We start from the raw sequence: 21,359 nt of genomic DNA, 5'->3' as shown, positions 1-21,359 counted from the left end.
GCAGCATGCAAGCAGGCGGCAAAGACCCGTTGGGCAAATCCCGCGAAGCTGCGGCGGATCCCGCCACGCGCGGCAGCCTCCGCGATTTCCTGTCCTACTTCCTCCGCTTGGGAACCTTCGGATTCGGCGGCCCCATCGCTCTTGCCGGCCACATGCACCGCGATCTGGTGGAAGAACGGCAATGGATTTCGGAACGCGACTACCTCGAGGGCCTGGCCTTCTCGCAGCTCTCCCCGGGCCCTCTTGCGGCCCAGTTGGCCATGTATCTCGGCTGGGTCCGCTTCCGGCGCCTGGGCGCCACGCTGGTCGGCGCGGTCTTCATCCTGCCTTCCTTCCTGATGGTCCTGGCTTTGGCTTTCTTCTACGTGCATCACGGGACTCTCTCGTGGATTCGCGCCATCTTCTATGGCGTCGGCGCTGCGGTCATCGCCATTCTCCTGCGCAGCGCCTGCAAACTTATCCGCACAACGCTGAAAAGGGATCCACTGCTGTGGCTGCTGTTTGCGGCTACGGCGCTGGTCACCGCCCGGACTGAGTCGGAGATTGTTTGGCTCTTTCTAGTGAGCGGGCTGATCGCACTTTTTCTGAAGGCTCCGCCTGCTTTTCTCCGTCAAGATATTGCGCCCGCGCTGCTCGGCGGCCTCGGCTGGCTGACGGGGGGCATTCAAGGGCCAGCCTCCGCGGCGAAAACCACCACCCTCTTTCTCTTTTTCCTGAAGGCCGGCGCTTTCGTATTCGGCAGCGGGCTGGCGATTGTTCCATTTCTTTATGGAGGGGTTGTCGCTCAGACGCACTGGCTGACCGAACGCCAATTCCTCGATGCCGTCGCCGTCGCCATGATTACCCCAGGGCCTGTCGTGATCACCGCCGGCTTCATCGGCTACCTCGTCGCCGGCCTGCTCGGGGCCGTGCTCGCCTCGCTCGCTGTCTTCGTCCCGCCGTACCTGATTGTTCTGGTCGCCGCGCCTCTCTACAAGCGCTTCACGCAAAATCCGCAGGTCAAAGCCTTCGTGCAGGGGGTGACCGCCGCGGCGGTGGGCGCCATCACGGGGGCCGTCTATATTCTTGGCCGCCGCGCCCTGATTGATCTCCCTTCCGTCCTGATCGCGGCAGCGGCGCTCTTTCTTCTTCTGGCCGCGAAGAAAATTCCGGAGCCGGTTTTGATTGCCCTCGCAGGTCTCGCAGGACTACTCTTCTTTAAGGGGCCTGCCTGACGATGGACTTGCGCTCCACAGTCCGCATGGCTTTGCGCACCCTCGGGCGCAACAAGCTGCGCACCAGCCTGACCATGCTCGGCATCACCATCGGCATCGGCGCGGTCATTTGCACCGTGGCCGTGGGACAGGGCGGGGCCGGCCAGATCCGCCAGCAGATGCTCATGCTCGGGGACAATTTTGTCTGGGTGGAGGCCGGCGGCCGCAGCGTCAGCGGCGTGCGCACCGGCACCGGAGCCACCAAGACGCTCCGCCTCAGCGACCTGCAGGCCATCCTGCAGGAAGTTCCGCTGATCAAGACCTGCTCGCCCCAGGTGGACGGCCGCACCCAGGTCGTTTATCAGAACCAGAATTGGAACACCGTTTTTCGCGGCGTCTCCTCGGATTTCCTCACCGTCCGCCGCTGGTCGGTCGTCTCCGGCGGCATCTTTTCCCCCGATGAGGTGGAAGCCTCGGCCAACGTCGCCGTGCTCGGGCAGACCGTCGTCGGCTATCTCTTCCCCGAAGAGAACCCGCTGGGCAAGACCATCCGCATCGGCAACATGCCCTTCCGCGTGGTGGGCGTGCTGCAGGCCAAAGGTTTTTCCGCCACCGGCCAGGACCAGGACGATTTCCTCCTCATTCCCTACACCACCGCGCAGAAAAAAGTGAAAGGCATCGACTGGCTCGACGACATCCTGTGTTCGGCCATCTCCCCGGCGGCCATCCGCCCGGCGCAGGACAATATCACCCTGCTGCTGCGCGAACGTCACCACATCCTTCCCGGCACCATGGACGACTTCAACATCCGCAGCCCCCAGGAGATCCTGCAGGCCCAGGAACAGGCCAGCAACACGCTGACGCTGATGCTCACCAGCGTGGCGCTGGTCTCTCTGCTGGTCGGCGGCATCGGCGTGATGAACATCATGCTCGTCTCGGTCACCGAGCGCACCCGCGAGATCGGCCTGCACCTGGCCGTCGGCGCCACCGAGCACGACGTTCAGTTGCGCTTTCTCAGCGAAGCCGTGGTCCTGTGCCTCTTCGGCGGGCTCTTTGGCGTGGTCGGCGGCGTCTTCGCCGCGCAAACCCTCGCCCGGCTCTTCGCCTGGCCGGTCACCATTTCCGTCGAGACCATCGCCGTCGCCGTCCTCTTCGCCACTCTCACCGGCGTCTCCTTCGGTTACTACCCCGCCCGCAAAGCCGCGGCCCTCGATCCCATCGAAGCCATGCGCTACGAATAGTGCGCCTCCTGCGCACCCAGCAATTTTTCCGCCGTGGCAACTCTTTTCGACACTGCGCCGTCCAATTATCTTTGACCGCTTCCGGAGCGTGTGCTACGGTGGGCGTGCGCGAAAAAAAATCTGCGACGGAGGGTTATCGTCATTCCCCTGTACGCGTCGATCCTGCTCTTCGACAATATCCTGACCAACGTTCTCAGCCAGACGGGCTGGATAGCCCGCGTCGTCCTTCTCCTCCTCCTGGTTTTTTCCGTCGTTTCCTGGGCCATGATTTTCCAGAAGCTTGGCCTCTTCAAGCGCATCAACCGCGAAAGTGACCAGTTCCTGCGCATCTTCCGCGCCACGCGCGGCGTTGCCGATCCGAAAGCCCTGGCCAGCGCCGGTTCGCCTTTCGCAACTCTTTATGCCACGGGCTTCCGCGAGCTGCAGAGCCAGCTCGCCGCCAGTGGGCAGTCCCGCAAGCTGAAAAGCATTTCCGCGGTCACCGTCCGCATGCAACTCGCCGCCGCCGAAGAGATCCGCCGTGTGGAAAAGGGCATGTCCTGGATGGCCACCACCGGCTCGGTTACCCCGTTCATCGGCCTTTTTGGCACGGTGTGGGGCGTCATGGACGCCTTCTCCGGCTTGGGCACCGCCGGCGCCGCCAGCCTGCGCGTCGTGGCCCCCGGCATCGCCGAAGCTCTGGTGACCACCGCCGCGGGCCTCTTCACCGCCATCCCGGCCGTCATTTTCTACAACCAGTTTTTGCAGAACATCCGCGACCTGGCGCAGCGCATGGATAGCTTCGCCCTGGAAGTCGCCGCGGAGATCGAGAAGACGTACGACTGAATTTCGCCGCGCCCCCTGCCGGGCGCCTTCTGCCGACGATGCCGCAACTTTCCAAATCGACGCAGACCTCGCTCTCGGAAATCAACATGGTTCCGTTTGTCGACGTCGTTCTCGTCTTGCTCATCATTTTCATGATCACCGCGCCCATTTTGCAGTCCGGCATTGAAGTGGATTTACCCAAGACCCACACGGTCAAGGAGATTACCGAGCAACGCCTGGTCATCACCCTGGACAAGACCCAGCGCATCTATCTCGGCAACGAGCCGGTCAACATCCACGAGCTTGGCGCAAAAGTCCGCGGCCAGCTCCGCCGCCCCCAGGACGCCGTCTTTCTCCGCTGCGATGAGACCGTGCCCTTTGGCAGCTTCGCCATGGTCGTCGACACCCTGCGCCAGTCCGGCGTCACCAACATCAGCATCGTCACCGAGCCGCTCTCCGACCGGCCGCGGACACGCTAACAATGAGTGCCGCCGCCGCCAGCTACGACGACCTCAGCCTCCGGAAAACAGTCGTTTATTCCGTGCTGCTCCACGGCCTGCTCGCCCTCGCTGTCGTTGCCTCCGCCTTTTTCCAGCATCCGGGCAACGTCTGGGGCGGCATCGGGGGCACTTCCGGCGGTGTCAAAGTCACTCTCGTCGGCCCGCTCGCCGGCATTCCCATGCCTACGCCGCCCGTGGTTTCCCCCAGCCAGGTTGTGGATCCCACCAAGGGCCTCTACAAGGAAGAGCCCAAGAAAAAACTCCCCGAGCCGCCCACCAACGCCCAGAAAATTCCTCAGTTCGAAAAAAACAAGCCGCCCAAGCCGCTCTCTCATCCTTCCCGCGTGTTCGAAGACAAGCTGCCGCCTCCCGACAATGCCGTCCCCTACGGCCGCGGCGGCACCCCCAATCTCCCCACCGGCTATTCCTCCGTGCCCGGCGGTCCCGGCGGCCCGGTCGGCGTACAGGGCCAGGGCGGCGGCGATTTTGCCGCCCGCTACAGCTGGTATGTCGAGTCCGTGAAGCGCCGCATCGCCGGCAACTGGCTGCAGAACACCATCGACCAGCGCATCCTCGTGGCCCGCACCGCGCACTGCGTCGTCATCTTCTCCATCTACCGCGACGGCACCGTCAAAGACGTCCACATCGCGCAAACCAGCGGCAACTCCTCCATGGACAATTCCGGCGTGCGCGCCGTGCTCAGCTCGAACCCCATGCCCGCCCTGCCCGGCGACTATTCCGGCTCGTATGTAACCGTCACGTTTGATTTCGATCTGGGAATGAACCGATGAATCGCATTCCTCCGCTGTGCAGGCTTCGCGGATGGAAGCGGGAGGAAAACGTGCTTCGCCTTTCCAAGCTGGCTGGTTCGCTGCTGTTACTGACCGCCGGGTTCCTCTGCGCGTGGCCCGCGGCCGCGCAGGACTGGTTTCGCACCGGCACCGGCCTCGGCGTGGAAAAGCCGCGCGTGGCCGTCGCCGATTTCGCTCCGCGCAGCAGCGCCGCGCAGCCGCACAGCAAGCTCTTTACCGACGTCGTCCGCGAAGACCTCCAGTTCAGCGGCATCCTCGATCTGGTCAGCCCCAGCTTCTATCCCCAGCAGGTTCCCAGCGTCCCCGCGGAATTGAAGCCGCTGGACTGGAGCGAGCCCCCCGCTTCCGCGCATCTCGCGGCCTTCGGTAATCTCTCTGAGTCCTCCACCGAAGTGGCCATCGAGGCCTGGCTCTACGACGTGCGCAACACCTCCGCTCCTGCGGTCGTCGGCAAGGTCTATCGCGGCGTCCCCACCGACGCCCAGGTCCGCAAATTCGCCCACCAGTTCGCCGACGAGATCGTCAGCAAGCTCTCTGGCGGGCTGCCCGGCGTGGCCTCCACGCAGATCGCCTTCGTCAGCACGCGCACCGGCGCCAAGGAACTCTGGGTCATGGACTACGATGGCGCCAATCAGCGCCCCCTCACTTCCCTGCGCTCCATTTCCCTCACCCCGCGCTGGTCCCCCGACGCTTCGCGCATCGCCTTCACCTGTTACGCCGCGGCCTATGGCGTCGTCAGCCCGCAGATCTGCATGTTCTCCATGGACACCAATCGCCCCGTCGCCATGCCCCGCTTTCGCGGCACCAACAGCGCTCCCGCCTGGTCCCCAAACGGCTCGCAGATCATGTTCTCCTCCTCCATGCAGGGCACGCCGGAACTTTTCGTCATGGACGCCAACGGCAACCGCCCCAAGCGCCTCACCTTCGCCTCCGGCGCCAGCACCTCCCCGGCCTGGAATCCCAAGACCGGGCAGAGTGTGGCCTTCGTCAGCGACCGCGGTGGCATCCCGCAGCTCTACATGATGAACGCCGACGGCACCAACGCCCAGAAGATGGACCTCCCGGACATGGGCTATGTCATCGACCCGGCCTGGGCGCCCAACGGCCAGTTGCTGGCCTTCAGTTGGCGCCGCCCCAACGGCAACTACGACCTCTACGTCATGGAAGCCGCCACCCGCCAGATCATCGAGCTCACCCGCGACGTCGGGCGCAACGAGCGCCCCTCCTGGGCCCCCGACGGCCGGCACATTGTCTTTGAATCCACCCGCGGCGGCTCCCGGCAGATCTGGGAGATGCTCGCCGATGGCACCCAGGCGCGGCAGTTGACCCAAACCGGCACCAACGAATCGCCCAACTGGTCGCAACAATGAGGCAACTCTTGCGCCGCCGGAGGTGTCTAAAATGTATCGTAGTACGACCCTATTTTCTTCTCGCGTTACCGGCTCGGTGGTAGGATATTGTTTCTTGCGGGCTGCAAGATCGTGGAGATACACACAAGGGTGACCGCTTCGCGGTCACAGAAAACGAGGATAGGTATGATTCGAGCGTCAAAGCTATACCGCACGTCCCTGCTGATTGCCTTCGCGGCCGCCGCACTCACGGTGGGCTGCGCCAAAAAGCCCGTTGCGGCTCCGGCCCCGCCGCCCCCGCCTCCTCCGCCCCCGGCGAAACCCACGGTCACCCTGCAGGCCGCTCCTGCGTCCATCCAGAAGGGCGACTCCACCACGCTGAGCTGGTCCTCGACGAATGCCACGCAGCTCGTCATTGAGCCGGCCGTCGGCGCCGTCTCCCCCGAGGGCTCGACCAAGGTCGCCCCCGAAGCTTCCACGACCTACACCATCACCGCGACCGGTCCGGGCGGATCCGTGGACGCCTCCGCGGCTGTCGCCGTCACCGTGCCCCCGCCGCCTCCCCCACCGCCCCCGCAGCCCACCATCGAGGAACTCTTCCTGCGCGACGTTCGCGACTCCTACTTTGATTACAACAAGGCGGACATCCGTCCCGACGCTCGCGAAGCCCTGGCCAAGACCGCGGACTTCCTCAAGAACTATCCGCAGGTCAAGGTCACCATCGAGGGCCACTGCGACGAGCGCGGCTCCACCGAATACAACCTGGCCCTGGGCGATCGCCGCGCCAGCGCCACCAAGAACTACCTGGTCTCGCTGGGCATTGCCGCCGACCGCATGAACACCGTCAGCTACGGCAAGGAAAAGCCCGTTTGCACGGAGCACAACGAGGACTGCTGGCAGAAGAATCGCCGCGGTCACTTCGTGTTGGCCAAGTAGCTCGCCTGCACTTCGCGTTTTCGCCCAGAGCCGCGCTGCGGGTAAGCCCTCTTGCCCGCACGCGGCTCTTGCCGTTAAAGTCTTTTCTTCCGGCCCAGCCCGGGAAAACATGCTGGCCCGGAAATGTCTCAGGGGGAGGAGTTTCGATGCGCACCCGTACTCTTACGCTGTTTGGCGCCGCCATGCTGGCGGGCGCACTTGCCGGCAGCCTGCTGGGGCCCAGCCCGGCGCAGGCCGTGGCCCGCGAAATCATCGAGCTGCAGCGCGACGTCACCACGCTCCTGCAAGGGCAAAAGGACCTGGCCACTTCCGTGACACAGGACCACACCGTCCTGCGAACACTCCTGGAGCAGTCCAACGACAACGTCGGCAGGCTCAACACCACCATGGGCTCGCTCCAGAAATCCGTCCAGGACGTCCAGGCCAATTCCGGCGCGCGCCTCGACACCATGTCCACTCAGGTGCAGGGACTCTCCGACAACCTCGAAGAGATCAAGTCCCGCCTCGGCAAGCTCAACCAGCAGCTCACCGACGTCCAGAACTCCGTGCAGAGCCTGGACGCCAAAGTCTCCGGCTCGGCGCCCGCCGTTTCCGGCGCCGCCGCTCCCGGCGCAGCCCCCGCCGCCAGCCCCGCTCCTTCCGCCGATACTCTCTATTCCAACGGCCTGCGCGACATCACCAGCGGCAAATACGATCTCGCCCGCCAGGAGTTTCTGGACTACCTGAAGTTTTATTCCGACACCGATCTCGCCTCCAACGCCCAGTTCTACCTCGGCGAGATCGCCTTCGCCCAGAAGAGCTACGACCAGTCCGTCGCCGAGTACGATAAGGTCCTCATCAACTACCCCAAGAGCTTCAAGCTCGCTCCCGCGCACCTCAAAAAAGGCCTGGCCCTCATCGAACTCGGCCGCAAATCCGCCGGAACCCGCGAGCTTCGCGAAGTCGTCCGCCGCTTTCCCGGCACCGAAGAAGAGCGCCGTGCCCGCGCCAGACTTAAAGAGCTCGGCGTCCCCCTCTCCTGACCCGGCGCTACCCGGATTGTGTTTCCCCGGCCAGTATTGGTGCCGGCCCCGTCGGGAGCCCGCCCTCTTGCCAAAGCAAACCGGACCAGCGGAAGCCGCTCCCGCCGAGTTCCATTTTCCATACCGCCGTGTTATCTTCCTCGCCGCAGGGGGAATTCATTCATGTCCGTGAACAAAGTGATCCTCGTCGGCAATCTGGGCCGCGATCCCGAAACCCGCTACACCGGCGGCGGCCAGGCCGTCGCCAATTTTTCGCTGGCCACCAGCGAATCCTACAAGGACAAAAACGGCGAGCGCCAGAAGCGCACCGAGTGGCACAAGATCGTCGTGTGGGGCAAGCAGGCCGAGATCGCTCAGCAGTACCTCAAAAAGGGCTCGTTGATCTTCCTCGAAGGCCGCATCCAGTCCCGCGACTGGCAGGACAAGGAAGGCCAGAAACGCACCAGCTTCGAAATTGTCTGCCAGAACTTCCGCATGCTCGGCGGACGCGGAGATGGCGGCGGTGCGGGAGCCCGCGGGGGCGCGGAAGCCGAGAGCCAGGTCTCCCCCGGCGAAGAGAATTTCGCCGCCGGCTCTGGCGGCGCCGAAATCTCCGACGAAGACATCCCGTTCTAGCCCCTTCGTGCGCCCCTTGGGTGGCGCTTTCACAGCGGCGGCCTTATGCCGCCATTTCTTGCGCGGTCGTCCTGAGGCGATCCGATGAGGATCGCCGATCGATCTCGGATTTCGACCTTGTCGGAAAGATTCCGACCCGGGCGGAAAGGATCTCCACCGCCTGCGTTTGCACGATGCAACACGATGTCGCGAAAAATTATGCCCGACACCAATCGCCAGCTCCTCTTGAAATCCCGCCCCACCGGCCTCGTGTCTCGCGACAACTTCGACGCCGTCACCTCACCCCTCCCCGATCCCCGCGACGGCCAGGCCCTCGCCCGCATCCGCTTCCTCTCCGTTGACCCCACCATGCGCATCTGGATGTCCGACCGCGAAGGCTACCTTCCTCCCGTGGCCCTCGGCGAAGTCATGCGCGCCCTCGGCATCGCCGAGGTCGTCTCCTCCAGGCATCCCGAATTCAAAACGGGCGACCTGGTCTTCGGCATGACCGGCTTCCAGGAATACGTCCTCCTCGGCGCCGGTGAAAAAGTTCCTTTCCGCAAGCTGCCTGCCATTCCCGGAGTTCCCGTCACCGCTTTCCTCGGTGTCCTCGGCATCACCGGCATCACCGCCTACTTCGGCATGACGGACATCGCCAGGCCCCAGGCCGGCGAGACTCTGGTCGTCTCCGCCGCCGCCGGCGCCACCGGCAGCATCGCCGGACAGATCGGCAAGATTCACGGCTGCTGCGTCGTGGGCATTGCCGGCGGCGCGGAAAAGTGCGCCTGGCTCACCGGCGAGCTGGGCTTCGACCACGCCATCAATTACAAGGAATCCGGCTGGAAGGAAAAACTCGCCGCCGCCTGCCCCCAGGGCATTGACATCAACTACGAAAACGTCGGCGGCGACATCATGAACACCGTGCTCAGCCGCATGAACCTCCACGGCCGCGTCGTCCTCTGCGGCCTCATCTCCGGCTACAACCAGGAGGACCCCGCCCTGGCCAGCTTTGCCACCGTCCTCATCAAGCGCCTGCGCGTTCAGGGCTTCATCGTCCTCGACTACGCTCCGCGCTACGGCGAAGCTGTCGCCCAGCTCGCCCAATGGCTCGCCGCCGGCAAACTCAAAGATCGTCACACCGTCGTCGAAGGCCTGGACCGCGCCCCCGACGCCCTGGCCATGCTCTTCACCGGTGAAAACATGGGCAAACTCATCGTCCGCCTCTAAAAATCACCGCTGCGCGGAAGTGCGGATGTGGCGGCACCGCTTGCGCTTCTACCGGATGACGGACGGAAAGGTAAGGAATCTGCCGTGAGTTCAGAAACAACTGTCAGCCGCAAGATCGAATGGGGGCCGCTGCTCGTGACCGGCATCGGTGTGGGGATCCTGCTTCTGGGCGCGCGCGCCTTTTATCTGCGGGGGCACTTTGGATTTGCTGATGCCCTGCACTGCGGCTTGCTGCTCCTCCCCGCGGCAGTGCTCCTGCTGCTGACGAGTTACGTTTTCCAGCATGCCAAACTCGTGGTGGTGATGCCTGTTTTCATCGCCGCAGTGCTGATCCGCGCCTACCCCGCGTTTGCCGTGGCCCTGGGATTGGCCCTGATGGGAGCCATCGTTGGACCCGCGCTGAGCGAATGGAGAGACGCAAAGCGCCGGCGAAAGGCAGCGCCGGAGACGAATCTCCAGCCCGGAGACACCGGCAAGTAGCGCCAGCGTCCGGAGATTTCTCGCCGCAAGTTGCCCTTGTTTCCCGGCGCGCCTCCTTGCTTGCGTTTCCGCAATGCCCGCCCTGACGCCGGGTTCCTATTCATAGCGCAGCGCCTCGATGGGATCGAGTTGTGCGGCCTTCCGCGCCGGGTAATACCCGAAAAATATCCCCACGGCCCCCGAAAAAATCGCCGCGATAATAATGGCTTTCACCGAGATCATTGTCGGCCAGTTCAGCAGGCTGCTGATCAGCGCCGACCCCGCCAGCCCGGCAATGATCCCCACGATCCCGCCCATCATGCTCAGCGTCACCGCCTCGATCAGGAACTGGCTCTGCACGTCGCTTTCCGTCGCCCCCACTGCCATGCGTACTCCGATCTCCCGCGTCCGCTCGGTTACCGACACCAGCATGATGTTCATGATCCCGATCCCGCCCACCAGCAGCGACACCGACGCGATCGACCCCAGCAGCAGCGTCATCACGCTCTGCGTCTGGTTCGCCAGGTCCGCCACCTCCGACTGCGTGCGCACGAAGAAATCGTCGTCCTCCCCCGCGCGGATGTGGTGCCGCTCGCGCAGCAGCGCGGTGATCGGCCGCACCGCCGCCACGGAAGCCTCCGGCGTCACCGCCGACGCGTTAATAAACTGAATCCACGTAATCCCGGAAATCTTTTTCTGTACCGTGGTGTACGGCGCGAAGATGCGGTCGTCCTGGTCGTCGCCCATCACCGACTGTCCCTTGGATTCCAGCACACCCACCACGCGGAACGGCAGATTGCCGATACGCACCGTCTTGCCGATGGGACTTTCATTCGGAAAAAGCATGTTCGCCACCGTCGTCCCCAGCACGCAGACGTTCGCCGCGTAGTCCACCTCTTCCTGGGTGAATACCGTCCCCGACTGCACCGGCCAGGAGCGAATGTCGAAATAGTTGGGCGCCGTCCCCAGAATGCTCGTGTTCCAGTTCTGGTTCTGGTACACCACCTGCCCGCGGCTGATCACCGCCGGCGCGGCCTGCCGGATCAGCGGCACTTCCCGCAGGATCGCGTCCATGTCCTCCAGCGTCAGCGATTTCACCGCCCAGAACCCCATGCGCGCCCCGCCCGGCCGCCCGCTCCCCGCCGCGATGAACACCGCGTTCGTGCCCATGCTCTGAATGCCCTGCTGCACCAGATACTGCGCGCCCTGCCCGATGCTCACCACGGCGATCACCGCGCCTACGCCGATAATGATCCCCAGCATGGTCAGCGACGAGCGCATCTTGTTGCGCGCCAGCGCGCGCAGCGCGATCCGGAATGTATTCAGGAAATCCATGGCCGCTAGCGCTTACGCCGGCGGAGAAACAGGCGCCGCTTCCTTCGCGGCCGCCGCTCCCGCGCCGGGCTTCTCCCCCTCCGGCCCCTCGGGCGCCGGCAGCGTGGGCAAAACATCCCGGGCGATGAGCCGCTTTTCGATGGGCCGGTCGCGGAGGATGCGCCCGTCTCGAAACTCGATGGCCCGCTTGGCGTAGTGCGCGATGTCCATCTCGTGCGTCACGATCACCACCGTCAGCCCCTGCTCCTCGTTCAGCCCCTGCAGAATGTCCATGATCTCGACCGACGTGCGGCTGTCCAGGTTCCCCGTGGGCTCGTCCGCCAGCACGATCTGCGGATTGTTCACCAGCGCCCGCGCGATGGCCACGCGCTGCTGCTGCCCGCCGGAAAGCTGGCTCGGGTAATGCCCTTCGCGCTCGGCCAGCCCCACGCGCGCCAGCGCTTCCCGCGCCCGCCGCGTGCGCTCTTCCGGTGCGAGGCCCGCGTACACCGTGGGCAGTTCCACATTTTCCAGCGCCGAGGTTCGCGAAAGCAGGTTGAATTGTTGGAAGACGAAGCCCAGCTTGCGGTTGCGGATGCGCGCCAGCTCGCCCTTGCTCATCCGCGAGACGTCCACCCCGTCCAGAAAATACCGTCCGCGCGTCGGCTTATCCAGGCACCCCAGAATATTCATCAGCGTCGATTTGCCCGATCCCGAAGCCCCCATGATGGCCACAAACTCCCCGCGCCCGATCTCCAGCGATACCCCGCGCAGCGCATGCACCTGCACTTCTCCCAGGTCATACGTCTTCGCCACGTCCTCCAGCCGGATCACCGGACCGGCCCCGCCCTGCGCGCTCTGTGCTTGTTTGTCTTCCACGCTTCGTCTCTTCCACGTTTTGACTCTTGGACTTCCCCCTACATTCTCCGCTGCACCCCCGGCCCGCCCATGGGACTCTGCTGCGCCGGCTTGCCGCTCTTGGAGACCTCGCCGATGACCAGCGCGTCGCCCGGCTGCAGTTTTCCTTCCTTCATCGCCGTAAACGTGAAATCGGTTACCCCCAGCTTCACGCGCACCGGCTCCAGCGCCTTGTCCGCGTGCAGTTTCCACACAATCGCCGAGTCCTCGCGGTAGCTCACGCCATTCTGCGGCGCGGCGCCTCCCGGCCGGCCACCGCCGCCGTTCGCGGGCCGCGCGCCCTTTCCCCCGCCTGCGGCTTCCGCCACGCCATACTTCGTGAACAACGCCTTGCGTTGCGCGTCCGAAAGCTCCGGCTTGAAGCGCAGCGCCCCGTTGGGGATCTTCACCGCGTCGTTTTCCCACGCGACGGGGATGCTCACGTACGCGGTCATCCCCGGGAACAGTCGTTGCCCGGGATTGTCGAAGGCCACGATCGTGTCGTAGGTCACCACGTTCTGAATGGTCGTGGCGTTCATGCGGATCTGCGTGACCTTTCCCGTGAAAGTCTCCCGCGGAAACGAATCCACTTTGAACGTCGCCGTGGCCCCCGCCCGGATGCGCCCCACGTCCGCCTCGTCCGTCTTCGCGTAGACCAGCATCTTCGTCAGGTCCAGCGCGATCACGAACAGCGTCGGCGCCTGCAGGCTGGCCGCCACGGTCTGCCCCACGTCCACGTTGCGGGCGATCACCGTGCCGTCGATCGGCGCATAGATATGCGCGTGCAGCAGATTCAGCCGCGCCAGATCCACCGCCGCCTTGCGCTGTTTAATCTGCGCGCGGGCCTGCTCCAGGTTGGCGATGGAGACGTTCAATTTGGCTTTGGATTGTTCCAGCATGGCTTCCGCGGAATGTAGGGAAGCCGTCGCGGAATCCGCCGTGGCCTGCGCCGTGTCGCGCTGGGAAACCGCTACGATCCCCTGGTCGGCCAGATCTTTGGCCCGTCGGTACTGCAGTTGTGCGTCGTTCGCCTGGGCCTGCGCCTTGTCTACATCCGCCTTGGCGGAAAGCAGGTCGGCGCGCTGCGTTTCGATCTGCGCCGTAAGGCTCAGGGCGTTGGCCTCGGCGTTGGCCAGGTCGGCTTCCGCCTGCTGCAGTTGCGCCTGGAAAATCGCCGGGTCGATCTCCGCGATCAGTTGGCCTTGCTTCACACGCGAATTAAAATCCACATACAGGCGCTTGATGTTTCCCGAGACCTGCGAGCCCACCTGCACCGTCGTGACCGCGTTGATCGTGCCCGTTGCCGACACGACCTGCACCACGTCTCCGTGCTCCACTTTCGCCGTGTAGTATTCGGCCGCTCCCGGCGCGCGCACCCACCACACCGCCAGCACGAGCACCAGCGTCCCCGCCCCGGCCATCGCGCTCCAGCGCCACAGGGGGCGCTCCCGGATTGTTTTCAGGATTTCAGACAGGCTGCGCATGGATACCTCGGCGGAACGCCTCCGCAGGTGCAAGAAATTTCAGTCCGTTAATAGCCCCTGCTCTTGCGTTCTTCGTCGAGGCGCTTCAGCAATTCTTCGAACTTCGGTTTCTGTTCCGGGGTGAGGATATCCCGAATGCGGCTGCGCGCCTTCTCTCGCGCCTCATTCATTTGCGGCTTCATCTGTTCGCGAATGGTCTTGAACTGCGCCTGCAAATCCTTGCTGATCATCTCTAGCGAGCCTCGCTGCGCAGCGCTGAGCTGCAGTTCCTGATTGAACCGCTCCAGAATCTGCGCGTGCCGCGCTGCCGGCGTATCCGCGGAGGACGCCGAGGCGGTCCCATGGTGCCCCACGGAAATACCCACGACCACCCCGAGGCCGCCGCCCAGCAGAAAGACCAGCGCTACCCAGACGACCGCTTTGCGCCGGGTCGGAATGCTGTTCATGGCTCCCTCTCTGCGAGGCTGGTAAGCACTTCACCTTCATCTGCGGGCGGCGGCGCGGGGTCCAGCGATGCCCCCATCGATTCCACGGCGCTGCGCCGTTCTACGTCTGCGGCGCGCGTCTCATACAGCCAGGTTGTGGCCAGCACCAGCACCAGCGCGGAAACCATGGCCACACGCTCCGCCAGGGCCAGCACTGCATGCCACGGATTTGCGGAAGTCGCCCGGCTCGTGGCCTCCTGCTGCGCAACGGCGCGCATCACCCGCCCCGCGAAAAATGCCCCAGGATCTTTCGCCGGCGCCATGTGCTGCCGCACCAACTGCCGCACCGCCAGCGTCTCTTCGAATTCTGCTCGGCACTCCCGGCAGATTTCCAGGTGCCCGCGCAGACCGGGATCGCCCGCGCTGAGGCCCGCTTCTACCGTATTCGCGGTGCTGGAATTCAGTAGATTCTGAATCCAATCTTCCGCCGCGCGGCATTCGCCTGTTTTCCGCCTCAGCCAGTTGCCCATCACCGCACTCCTGTCCATCATGCACTTAGACGTGCTCACACCCCGCGATGGTTTCACCTATCGCATCCACTCTTCCTGTCCGGCCCGTTTGCGGTGCTGCGCCACCATGCGCCGCCGTGCCCGGAACAGCCGCACCTTCACGGTATTGGCATTCAGCTCCAGAATCTCTCCGATCTCCTCCACCGAGAATCCTTCGATCTCCTTCAGCACCAGCATCAGCCGGTCGCGCGGCTCCAGCGTCTCCAGCAGCCGGTCCAGCTTTTCCTGGCCCTCCAGCCGCTCGCGGATATCCGGCAGGCTGCGCGACGATGCTTCCACCGAGGAGCCGAATTGTCGTTTCTGCTCTTCGCTGAGGTCCGATTCGTACACCAGCGGCCGGACTTTCTTCTTGCGCAGCATATCCCAGCACTCGTTCACCGTGATCTTGTACAGCCAGGTGCTGAACGCCGCGCGCTGGTCGAACTTGCGCAGCGAGAGGTAGGCCTTTACGAACACCTGCTGCGCGATGTCCTCCACATCCTCCCGCCGGCGCAGGATTCCCCCGGCCACCGCAAACACCCGGTGCTGGTGCCGGCGCACCAGCTCTTCAAAGGCCTCCGTGGCTCCGGCTTGCGCCCGCGCCACCAGCGCGCGGTCTTCCACGGCCTCTGCCGGGCTGCGTTTCAGGCGCTCTGGCGGTTCCTGCAAGGCGAGTTTCGGCGCTCCCGTCATATCGCTTGCTGCCAGCCGCTCACTATAGCTGGCGGCTCCCGCGATTCCTATGTCTACAAATGTTTCTGATTCCCGGGCCTAAATTTCCCCTTGCCTCGCTCTTATCTACATGGAATAATATCTTCATGATTATTGGTGACCGTCTTCGCGCCCTGCGCGAAGAAAAGAAACTCTCCCAAGGCGACATCGAGAAGCGGACCGGGCTCTTGCGCTGTTACATTTCCCGCGTCGAAAACGGACATACTGTCCCGGCTATTGAAACGCTGGAAAAGCTGGCTCGCGCTCTCGAAGTGCCTCTCTATCAACTCTTTTACGACGGCGAAGAGCCGCCCCAGCTTCCCAATCTGCCCAAGCGCAAGACTTCGGACGACATCGCCTGGGGCAGCACCGGGAAGGAAGCCCGCTTCCTCAACAAGCTGCGCCGCCTGTTGGGCAAGGTCGACGAAGGGGACCGCAAGCTGATCCTCTACATGGCCCAGAAAATGGCCAACCGCTGATGCGCGTATTTTTTCCGTCATAAATTCGGGGGCGCACAGCAGCCTCTGCTGCGCGCCCCTTTTTCCCTGACGGTTCTTCCCGCGCTCCCGCTGCTCCTGCCTATTCCCACTCGATCGTGCTGGGTGGCTTGGAGCTGATGTCGTAGACTACCCGCGTCACCCCGCGCACTTCGTTGACGATCCGCGTCGAGATCTTTTCCAGCACTGCTGCGGGCAGCCGCGCCCAGTCCGCCGTCATGGCGTCTTCCGATTCCACCACCCGCACTGCCACGGTCAAGCCGTAGGTCCGGAAATCGCCCATGACCCCCACGCTGCGCACCGGCAGCAGCACCGCGAACGCCTGCCATACCTTGTTGTACAGTCCGGCGCGGCGGATCTCTTCCTCCACGATGGCATCGGCCTCCCGCAGCGTGGCCAGGTGCTCGGGGGTCACTTCCCCGAGCAGGCGCACGGCCAGCCCGGGTCCGGGAAACGGATGTTTCTGTAGGAGCTCGTCCGGCAGCCCGAGGTCGCGCCCGATCCGCCGCACTTCGTCCTTGAACAGATCGCGCAGCGGCTCGATCAGCTCGAAAGGCATTTTTTCCGGCAGGCCCCCGACGTTGTGATGCGTCTTGATCGTGGCCGAGGGCCCCTTCACGGAGACGGACTCGATCACGTCGGGATACAGCGTTCCCTGCACCAGAAATTTAATCTCCCCGTGAGCCTCGCCCCGCTGCAGCTCCCGGGCCTTCTTCGCGAACACGGCGATGAACTCCCGCCCGATGCGTTTGCGCTTTTCTTCCGGGTCCACAACCCCCTGGAGCTGCGCCAGAAAGCGCTCGGAAGCATCCACGCCGACGACGTGCAGCCCCAGCCGTTCGCGCAGCATCTCCAGGGTATCCTCGAATTCGTTCTTGCGCAGTAAGCCGCTGTTCACGAACACGTTGGTCAGCCGGTCGCCGATCGCCCGGTGCACCAGCACGGCCGCCACCGTGGAATCCACCCCGCCGCTCAGCCCGCAGATCGCCCGCTCATGCGGCCCCACCTTGCGCCGGACGGCCTCCACCGTCTCCTGGATAAACGCCGTGCCGCCCCAGGTAGGCTTGGCGCCGCACACCTGAAACAGGAAGTTGCGCAGGATATCCGTTCCGCGGTCGGTGTGTTTCACTTCCGGGTGAAACTGCACGGCGTAGATCTTGCGTTGCGGGTCTTCCAAAGCGGCCAGCGCGCTCTCCGTGCGCCCCGTCTCCCGGAATCCCGGGGGCAATCCGAGAACGCTGTCGCCATGGCTGCACCAGATGCGCAGCGACTTTGGCAAATCCGCGAAAAGCGCCGAACCGCACCCGGCCTGAATGTCCATCTGTCCCCGCCCGTATTCCCGGCGGTCGGACTTCTCCACCTTGCCCCCCAGCGTTTTCGCGATCCACTGCATCCCGTAGCAGATCCCCAGCACCGGAATGCCCAGCCGCAGGATCTCCGGGTCGCACACCGGCGCGTCCTTGTCGTACACCGAGCTTGGCCCGCCGGAAAGCACGATGCCGATGGGCTCCAGCTTGCGGATCTCTTCCGGGGCCACGGTGCACGGCAGGATCGTGGAAAAGACCTGCTGCTCGCGGATGCGCCGCGCGATCAACTGCGTGTACTGTCCGCCGAAATCCAGCACCACTACGCCGCCGCGTTCCGTCATCCGTCCTCCCTGCTCCGTTGCGCGCTGCGCTGCGCTTCCCATCACCCCACCACCAGGTTCACCAGTTTGTCCGGCACCACGATGCGCTTCACCAGGCGCTTCCCCGCGACGTGCGCCCGGATCGCCGCATCCTCCAGCGCCCGCGCCACCACTTCCTCTTCCCCCAGCCCTGCCGCCACGCGCACCCGCCCGCGCACCCGCCCGTTGACCTGCACGGCCACCTCGACCTCCTCGGCCCGCGCCAGCTCCGCATTGTAGTCCGGCCAGCGCTCCGTCCACAGCCCGTTCCTGTGCCCCAGCATCTCCCAGAGCTCTTCCGCCAGGTGCGGCACCATCGGCGCCAGCATCAGCGTCATCAGCTCCAGCGCTTCCCGCAGCACGCCCGGCCGCACGCCTTCTTCCAGCGGCTCCTGCGCCTGAATCTCGTTCAGCAGCTCCATGATCAGGGCGATGGCCGAATTGAAATGCCAGCGCGTCTCGAAATCGTTGGTCACTCGCCGCAGCGCCTCGTGCGTCTTGCGCAGCAGGATCTTTTCCTTCCCCGGCGCCGTGGCCAGGTCCACCACCACGCGCGGCGCACCCGCCAGTTTCCCGGCGTGCCGGTCCACCAGCCGGAACACCCGGTTCAGAAAGCGCGCGCAGCCCTCGATGCTCTGCTCGCTCCATTCCAGGTCCTTCTCCGGCGGCGCCGCGAACAGCGTGTATAGCCGCCCCGTGTCGCACCCGAATTTCTGTGCCATCTCCTCCGCGCCCACCACGTTGCCCTTGGACTTGGACATCGCCGTGCCGCCCTTGAGCACCATGCCCTGCGTGAACAGCCGCGCCGCCGGCTCGCTGTGCTGGATCAGCCCCAGGTCGCGCATCACCTTGCACCAGAACCGCGAATACAGCAGGTGCAGAATCGCGTGCGTGATCCCCCCGATGTACTGGTCGATCGGCATCCAGTAGCCGACCTTCTTGGAATCGTATGGCGCCTGGTCGTTTTGCGGATCGCAGTAGCGGTAGAAATACCACGACGAATCCACGAAGGTGTCCATGGTGTCCGTCTCGCGCCGCGCCGCGCCCCCGCACTTCGGGCAGGCGGTGTTCACGAATTCCGGCGTGGCCGCCAGCGGCGATTCGCCCATCCCGGTCAGCTTGGGGTTCGCCGGCAACAGCACCGGCAACTGCGCGTCCGGCACCGGCACCAGGCCGTCCTTCGCGCAGTACACCACGGGAATCGGCGTGCCCCAATAGCGTTGCCGAGAAATGCCCCAATCCTTCAGCCGGAAGATCGTCTCGCGCCTTCCAAAACCTTTGGCCTCGGCCTCCGCGGCCATCTTGTCGATCGCCGCCTGGGTCTCCAGTCCGCTGTACGGCCCGGAATTCACGCTCTTTCCGAATTCGCTGTAGGCTTCTTGCTGCGTCGCGGCGCTCAGCGGTTCGCCCGCCAGCGGCTGCACCACGATGGGCTTGGGCAAGTTGTACTTGCTCGCAAACTCGAAGTCCCGCTGGTCGTGCGCCGGCACGGCCATGATCGCGCCCGTGCCGTATTCCAGCAGCACGAAATTCCCCACCCAGATCGGCACCTGCGCCCCGTTGAACGGATTCGTCGCATACCGCCCGGTAAAGAACCCTTCTTTCTCCGCCGCCGCCAGGTCCGCCGTCTTCACCGACATCTGCCGGATCTGCGCCAGCTTGGCCTGCGCTTCGGCCTCCACCGGCGAGCCGGCCAGCAGCTTGCCCACCAGCGGATAGTTCGGCGCGAGAATCAGCGCGCTCGCGCCATAAACCGTGTCGATGCGCGTGGTGAATACCTCAATCGGCTCGGCTCCAGCCACATCGGCCACCGCGAACTTCACCTTCGCTCCGTGCGACTTCCCGATCCAGTTGCGCTGCATGGTGATGACCCGCTCGGGCCACCCGCCTTCCAGCAGCTGCAGGTCGTCCAGCAACTGGTCCGCGTACGCCGTGGTCTTCAAGAACCACTGCTCGATCTCCTTGGCCTCCACCGGCGTATCCTCATGCCGCCAGCAGCCGCCGTTCACCACCTGCTCGTTGGCCAGCACCGTGGCGCACTTCGGGCACCAGTTCACCCGGCTCTTCTTGCGGTACGCCAGCCCGCGCTCCAGCATGCGCAGGAAGAACCACTGGTTCCAGCGGTAATACTCCGGCTCGCACGTGGAGATCTCCCGCCGCCAGTCGTAGCTGAACCCGAATAGGTGCAGCACCCGCTTGAACTCCACGATGTTGTTGTTGGTCCACACCCGCGGGTGCGTGTTGTTCTTGATCGCCGCGTTTTCCGCCGGCAGCCCGAAGGCGTCCCAGCCCATCGGGTGCATCACGTTGAAGCCCCGCATGCGCTTCACCCGCGCCACCACGTCCCCGATGGTGTAGTTGCGCATGTGCCCCATGTGCAGCGTGCCCGAGGGGTACGGCAGCATCTCCAGCACGTAGTACTTCGGCTTCGCGGGATCCGCCTCGCTCTCGAAGACGCGCGCCTCCTCCCAGCGCTTCTGCCACTTCGCCTCTATCGCCTGTGGATTGTATTCCGCCACGTCCCGCTCAGCCCCTCTTCTTCTCTGCGTTTCTCTGCGGCCCCTGCGTCTCTGCGTTAACCCTTCTTCTTCTCCGCGCTTCTCCGCGGCCTTCGCGTCTCTGCGCTAGCCTTTTTCTTCTTCTCTGTCTTCTTCTGCGCTGCAATCTTCTTCTTCGCCGCCGCGCTCAGCATCGAAAAATTCTTCTCCGCCGCGGGCGCCTGCTCTTCGAGCCCGGCCAGCTCCCACAGCCGCTTCACGTTGCGCCGGTCGTCGCCCGGATCGTCAATCGGCGTCTCCAGCAGAAACGCCCGCCCCGCCAGGCCCTCCGGCGGCGCTGCGCCCAGCCGCGGATGCTTCAGCAGCCGCGCAAACGCCTCCGCGCCGATCTTCCCCTCCCCGATGTGCGCATGCCGGTCCACCCGCCCGCCCAGCGGAATCTTCGAATCGTTCACATGAAACACCGGTACGCGCTCCAGCCCGATGGTGCTGTCGATCATCGCGATGGTCTGCTTCAGCCCGGTCTCGCTGCGGATGTCGTAGCCGGCAGCAAACAGATGCGCGGTATCCAGACACGCGCCCGTCGGCAGCCCGCGCAGCAGCTCCACGATCTGCGCCACCTCCTCCAGCCGCCAGCCCACCGCCGTACCCATCCCCGCCGTATTTTCGATCAGGATGCGCAGCCCGCCCAGCGGCACGCGCTTGGCCGCCTGCCGGATGCTGTCCGCAATCGTGGCCACCGCGCGTTCCGGCGTGGAGTCCCCGCGCGAGCCCGGATGCACCACCAGATAATCCGCGCCCAGCGAGACCCCGCGCACCAGTTCGTCCTGAAACGCCTGGATCGACCGCGTGCGCAGCATGGGCTGCACCGCCGCCAGATTGATCAGGTAGTTGGCGTGGATCACCAGCGGGCCCAGTCCCAGCTCCTCGCGCCGCGCGCGAAAGACCTTGGCATCCGCCTCCGGAATGCGCGACGCGCCTCCGGCCCACATGCGCGGGCTCGCCGAAAAGATCTGCAGCGCGTTGCAGCCCAGCTTGCGCGCCGCTTCCAGCGCGTTCAGGTAGCTGCCCGCGATCGAGGTGTGGATCCCGATGCGCAGGCTCCCGTCCATCCACGCGGGCGGGGCCGGTTCGGGCTCGGGTTCCGGACGGTATTCGTCTTCCGGGTCAAACGGTGCGTTT

Annotated in this window: 21 protein-coding genes; 12 read left to right on the top strand and 9 right to left on the bottom strand. The window is 64.6% G+C overall.

Annotated elements, in window-relative coordinates:
• Window positions 1-5: 5 nt before the first annotated feature.
• From LAN61_09165 to LAN61_09115, 11 genes are all read left to right on the top strand, one after another.
• On the top strand, window positions 6-1,214 hold the full coding sequence (locus tag LAN61_09165) for a chromate transporter (GenBank protein ID MBZ5540673.1): 1,209 nt from the start codon (window positions 6-8) through the stop codon (window positions 1,212-1,214).
• A gap of 8 nt (window positions 1,215-1,222) precedes the next feature.
• Window positions 1,223-2,434, top strand: coding sequence for an ABC transporter permease (locus LAN61_09160; GenBank protein MBZ5540672.1), 1,212 nt, complete (start codon window positions 1,223-1,225; stop codon window positions 2,432-2,434).
• Between the two features lie 264 nt (window positions 2,435-2,698).
• Window positions 2,699-3,259: a MotA/TolQ/ExbB proton channel family protein gene (locus LAN61_09155; protein MBZ5540671.1), complete on the top strand. Its 561-nt coding sequence runs from the start codon at window positions 2,699-2,701 to the stop codon at window positions 3,257-3,259.
• Window positions 3,260-3,297: 38 nt separating this feature from the next.
• Window positions 3,298-3,717: a biopolymer transporter ExbD gene (locus LAN61_09150; GenBank protein ID MBZ5540670.1), complete on the top strand. Its 420-nt coding sequence runs from the start codon at window positions 3,298-3,300 to the stop codon at window positions 3,715-3,717.
• A 2-nt stretch (window positions 3,718-3,719) separates the two neighbouring features.
• Window positions 3,720-4,529, top strand: a complete 810-nt coding sequence (locus LAN61_09145) for a TonB family protein (GenBank protein MBZ5540669.1) — start codon at window positions 3,720-3,722, stop codon at window positions 4,527-4,529.
• Between the two features lie 50 nt (window positions 4,530-4,579).
• A complete protein-coding gene (gene tolB, locus LAN61_09140; GenBank protein MBZ5540668.1) occupies window positions 4,580-5,920 on the top strand; it encodes a Tol-Pal system beta propeller repeat protein TolB in 1,341 nt (446 codons plus the stop codon).
• A 165-nt stretch (window positions 5,921-6,085) separates the two neighbouring features.
• On the top strand, window positions 6,086-6,835 hold the full coding sequence (gene pal, locus LAN61_09135) for a peptidoglycan-associated lipoprotein Pal (GenBank protein ID MBZ5540667.1): 750 nt from the start codon (window positions 6,086-6,088) through the stop codon (window positions 6,833-6,835).
• 146 nt (window positions 6,836-6,981) lie between these two features.
• On the top strand, window positions 6,982-7,857 hold the full coding sequence (locus tag LAN61_09130; GenBank protein MBZ5540666.1) for a tetratricopeptide repeat protein: 876 nt from the start codon (window positions 6,982-6,984) through the stop codon (window positions 7,855-7,857).
• A 162-nt stretch (window positions 7,858-8,019) separates the two neighbouring features.
• Complete coding sequence (locus LAN61_09125) at window positions 8,020-8,472, top strand: single-stranded DNA-binding protein (GenBank protein MBZ5540665.1); 453 nt, start codon at window positions 8,020-8,022, stop codon at window positions 8,470-8,472.
• A 198-nt stretch (window positions 8,473-8,670) separates the two neighbouring features.
• A complete protein-coding gene (locus tag LAN61_09120; GenBank protein ID MBZ5540664.1) occupies window positions 8,671-9,678 on the top strand; it encodes an NADP-dependent oxidoreductase in 1,008 nt (335 codons plus the stop codon).
• An 84-nt stretch (window positions 9,679-9,762) separates the two neighbouring features.
• Complete coding sequence (locus LAN61_09115; GenBank protein MBZ5540663.1) at window positions 9,763-10,158, top strand: hypothetical protein; 396 nt, start codon at window positions 9,763-9,765, stop codon at window positions 10,156-10,158.
• 96 nt (window positions 10,159-10,254) lie between these two features.
• On the opposite strand, the gene LAN61_09110 is transcribed toward LAN61_09115, so the two are convergent.
• The 6 genes from LAN61_09110 to LAN61_09085 all read right to left on the bottom strand — a co-directional run bounded on the left by LAN61_09110 (window position 10,255) and on the right by LAN61_09085 (window position 15,498).
• Window positions 10,255-11,472, bottom strand: a complete 1,218-nt coding sequence (locus tag LAN61_09110) for an ABC transporter permease (GenBank protein MBZ5540662.1) — start codon at window positions 11,470-11,472, stop codon at window positions 10,255-10,257.
• A gap of 12 nt (window positions 11,473-11,484) precedes the next feature.
• Window positions 11,485-12,249 carry an ABC transporter ATP-binding protein gene (locus LAN61_09105; protein ID MBZ5540661.1) on the bottom strand — a complete coding sequence of 255 codons (765 nt, stop codon included), beginning with the start codon at window positions 12,247-12,249 and terminating at the stop codon, window positions 11,485-11,487.
• Window positions 12,250-12,368: 119 nt separating this feature from the next.
• Complete coding sequence (locus tag LAN61_09100; protein MBZ5540660.1) at window positions 12,369-13,832, bottom strand: efflux RND transporter periplasmic adaptor subunit; 1,464 nt, start codon at window positions 13,830-13,832, stop codon at window positions 12,369-12,371.
• Window positions 13,833-13,879: 47 nt separating this feature from the next.
• Entirely contained in the window at window positions 13,880-14,278 is a 399-nt protein-coding gene (locus tag LAN61_09095) for a hypothetical protein (GenBank protein MBZ5540659.1), read from the bottom strand.
• Window positions 14,275-14,787, bottom strand: a complete 513-nt coding sequence (locus LAN61_09090; GenBank protein MBZ5540658.1) for a hypothetical protein — start codon at window positions 14,785-14,787, stop codon at window positions 14,275-14,277. Before LAN61_09090 ends, LAN61_09095 begins: the two co-directional genes overlap by 4 nt.
• 57 nt (window positions 14,788-14,844) lie before the next feature.
• Window positions 14,845-15,498 (bottom strand): sigma-70 family RNA polymerase sigma factor, encoded by a 654-nt coding sequence (locus tag LAN61_09085; GenBank protein MBZ5540657.1) that lies wholly within the window; start codon window positions 15,496-15,498, stop codon window positions 14,845-14,847.
• 125 nt (window positions 15,499-15,623) lie between these two features.
• On the opposite strand from LAN61_09085, the gene LAN61_09080 reads away from it, so the two are divergent.
• Window positions 15,624-15,995, top strand: a complete 372-nt coding sequence (locus tag LAN61_09080; GenBank protein ID MBZ5540656.1) for a helix-turn-helix transcriptional regulator — start codon at window positions 15,624-15,626, stop codon at window positions 15,993-15,995.
• Between the two features lie 100 nt (window positions 15,996-16,095).
• On the opposite strand, the gene guaA is transcribed toward LAN61_09080, so the two are convergent.
• The 3 genes from guaA to LAN61_09065 are packed head-to-tail and all read right to left on the bottom strand — an operon-like array spanning window position 16,096 to window position 21,277.
• Complete coding sequence (guaA, locus tag LAN61_09075) at window positions 16,096-17,661, bottom strand: glutamine-hydrolyzing GMP synthase (protein ID MBZ5540655.1); 1,566 nt, start codon at window positions 17,659-17,661, stop codon at window positions 16,096-16,098.
• Window positions 17,662-17,702: 41 nt separating this feature from the next.
• On the bottom strand, window positions 17,703-20,198 hold the full coding sequence (leuS, locus tag LAN61_09070; GenBank protein ID MBZ5540654.1) for a leucine--tRNA ligase: 2,496 nt from the start codon (window positions 20,196-20,198) through the stop codon (window positions 17,703-17,705).
• 56 nt (window positions 20,199-20,254) lie between these two features.
• Complete coding sequence (locus tag LAN61_09065) at window positions 20,255-21,277, bottom strand: deoxyribonuclease IV (GenBank protein MBZ5540653.1); 1,023 nt, start codon at window positions 21,275-21,277, stop codon at window positions 20,255-20,257.
• Between the last annotated feature and the right edge of the window lie 82 nt (window positions 21,278-21,359).

This window comes from Terriglobia bacterium (genome assembly GCA_020072785.1).
Lineage (GTDB): Bacteria > Acidobacteriota > Terriglobia > Acidiferrales > UBA7541 > Acidiferrum.
This window is presented reverse-complemented; position numbering and strand designations above follow the sequence as displayed.

Coding starts and splice junctions, on each gene's coding strand:
- LAN61_09165 (MBZ5540673.1), top strand. CDS start 6: ATGCAAGCAGGCGGCAAAGACCCGTTGGGCAAATCCCGCGAAGCTGCG.
- LAN61_09155 (MBZ5540671.1), top strand. CDS start 2,699: ATGATTTTCCAGAAGCTTGGCCTCTTCAAGCGCATCAACCGCGAAAGT.
- LAN61_09150 (MBZ5540670.1), top strand. CDS start 3,298: ATGCCGCAACTTTCCAAATCGACGCAGACCTCGCTCTCGGAAATCAAC.
- LAN61_09145 (MBZ5540669.1), top strand. CDS start 3,720: ATGAGTGCCGCCGCCGCCAGCTACGACGACCTCAGCCTCCGGAAAACA.
- pal (MBZ5540667.1), top strand. CDS start 6,086: ATGATTCGAGCGTCAAAGCTATACCGCACGTCCCTGCTGATTGCCTTC.
- LAN61_09130 (MBZ5540666.1), top strand. CDS start 6,982: ATGCGCACCCGTACTCTTACGCTGTTTGGCGCCGCCATGCTGGCGGGC.
- LAN61_09125 (MBZ5540665.1), top strand. CDS start 8,020: ATGTCCGTGAACAAAGTGATCCTCGTCGGCAATCTGGGCCGCGATCCC.
- LAN61_09120 (MBZ5540664.1), top strand. CDS start 8,671: ATGCCCGACACCAATCGCCAGCTCCTCTTGAAATCCCGCCCCACCGGC.
- LAN61_09110 (MBZ5540662.1), bottom strand. CDS start 11,472: ATGGATTTCCTGAATACATTCCGGATCGCGCTGCGCGCGCTGGCGCGC.
- LAN61_09100 (MBZ5540660.1), bottom strand. CDS start 13,832: ATGCGCAGCCTGTCTGAAATCCTGAAAACAATCCGGGAGCGCCCCCTG.
- LAN61_09095 (MBZ5540659.1), bottom strand. CDS start 14,278: ATGAACAGCATTCCGACCCGGCGCAAAGCGGTCGTCTGGGTAGCGCTG.
- LAN61_09090 (MBZ5540658.1), bottom strand. CDS start 14,787: ATGGGCAACTGGCTGAGGCGGAAAACAGGCGAATGCCGCGCGGCGGAA.
- LAN61_09085 (MBZ5540657.1), bottom strand. CDS start 15,498: ATGACGGGAGCGCCGAAACTCGCCTTGCAGGAACCGCCAGAGCGCCTG.
- LAN61_09080 (MBZ5540656.1), top strand. CDS start 15,624: ATGATTATTGGTGACCGTCTTCGCGCCCTGCGCGAAGAAAAGAAACTC.
- guaA (MBZ5540655.1), bottom strand. CDS start 17,661: ATGACGGAACGCGGCGGCGTAGTGGTGCTGGATTTCGGCGGACAGTAC.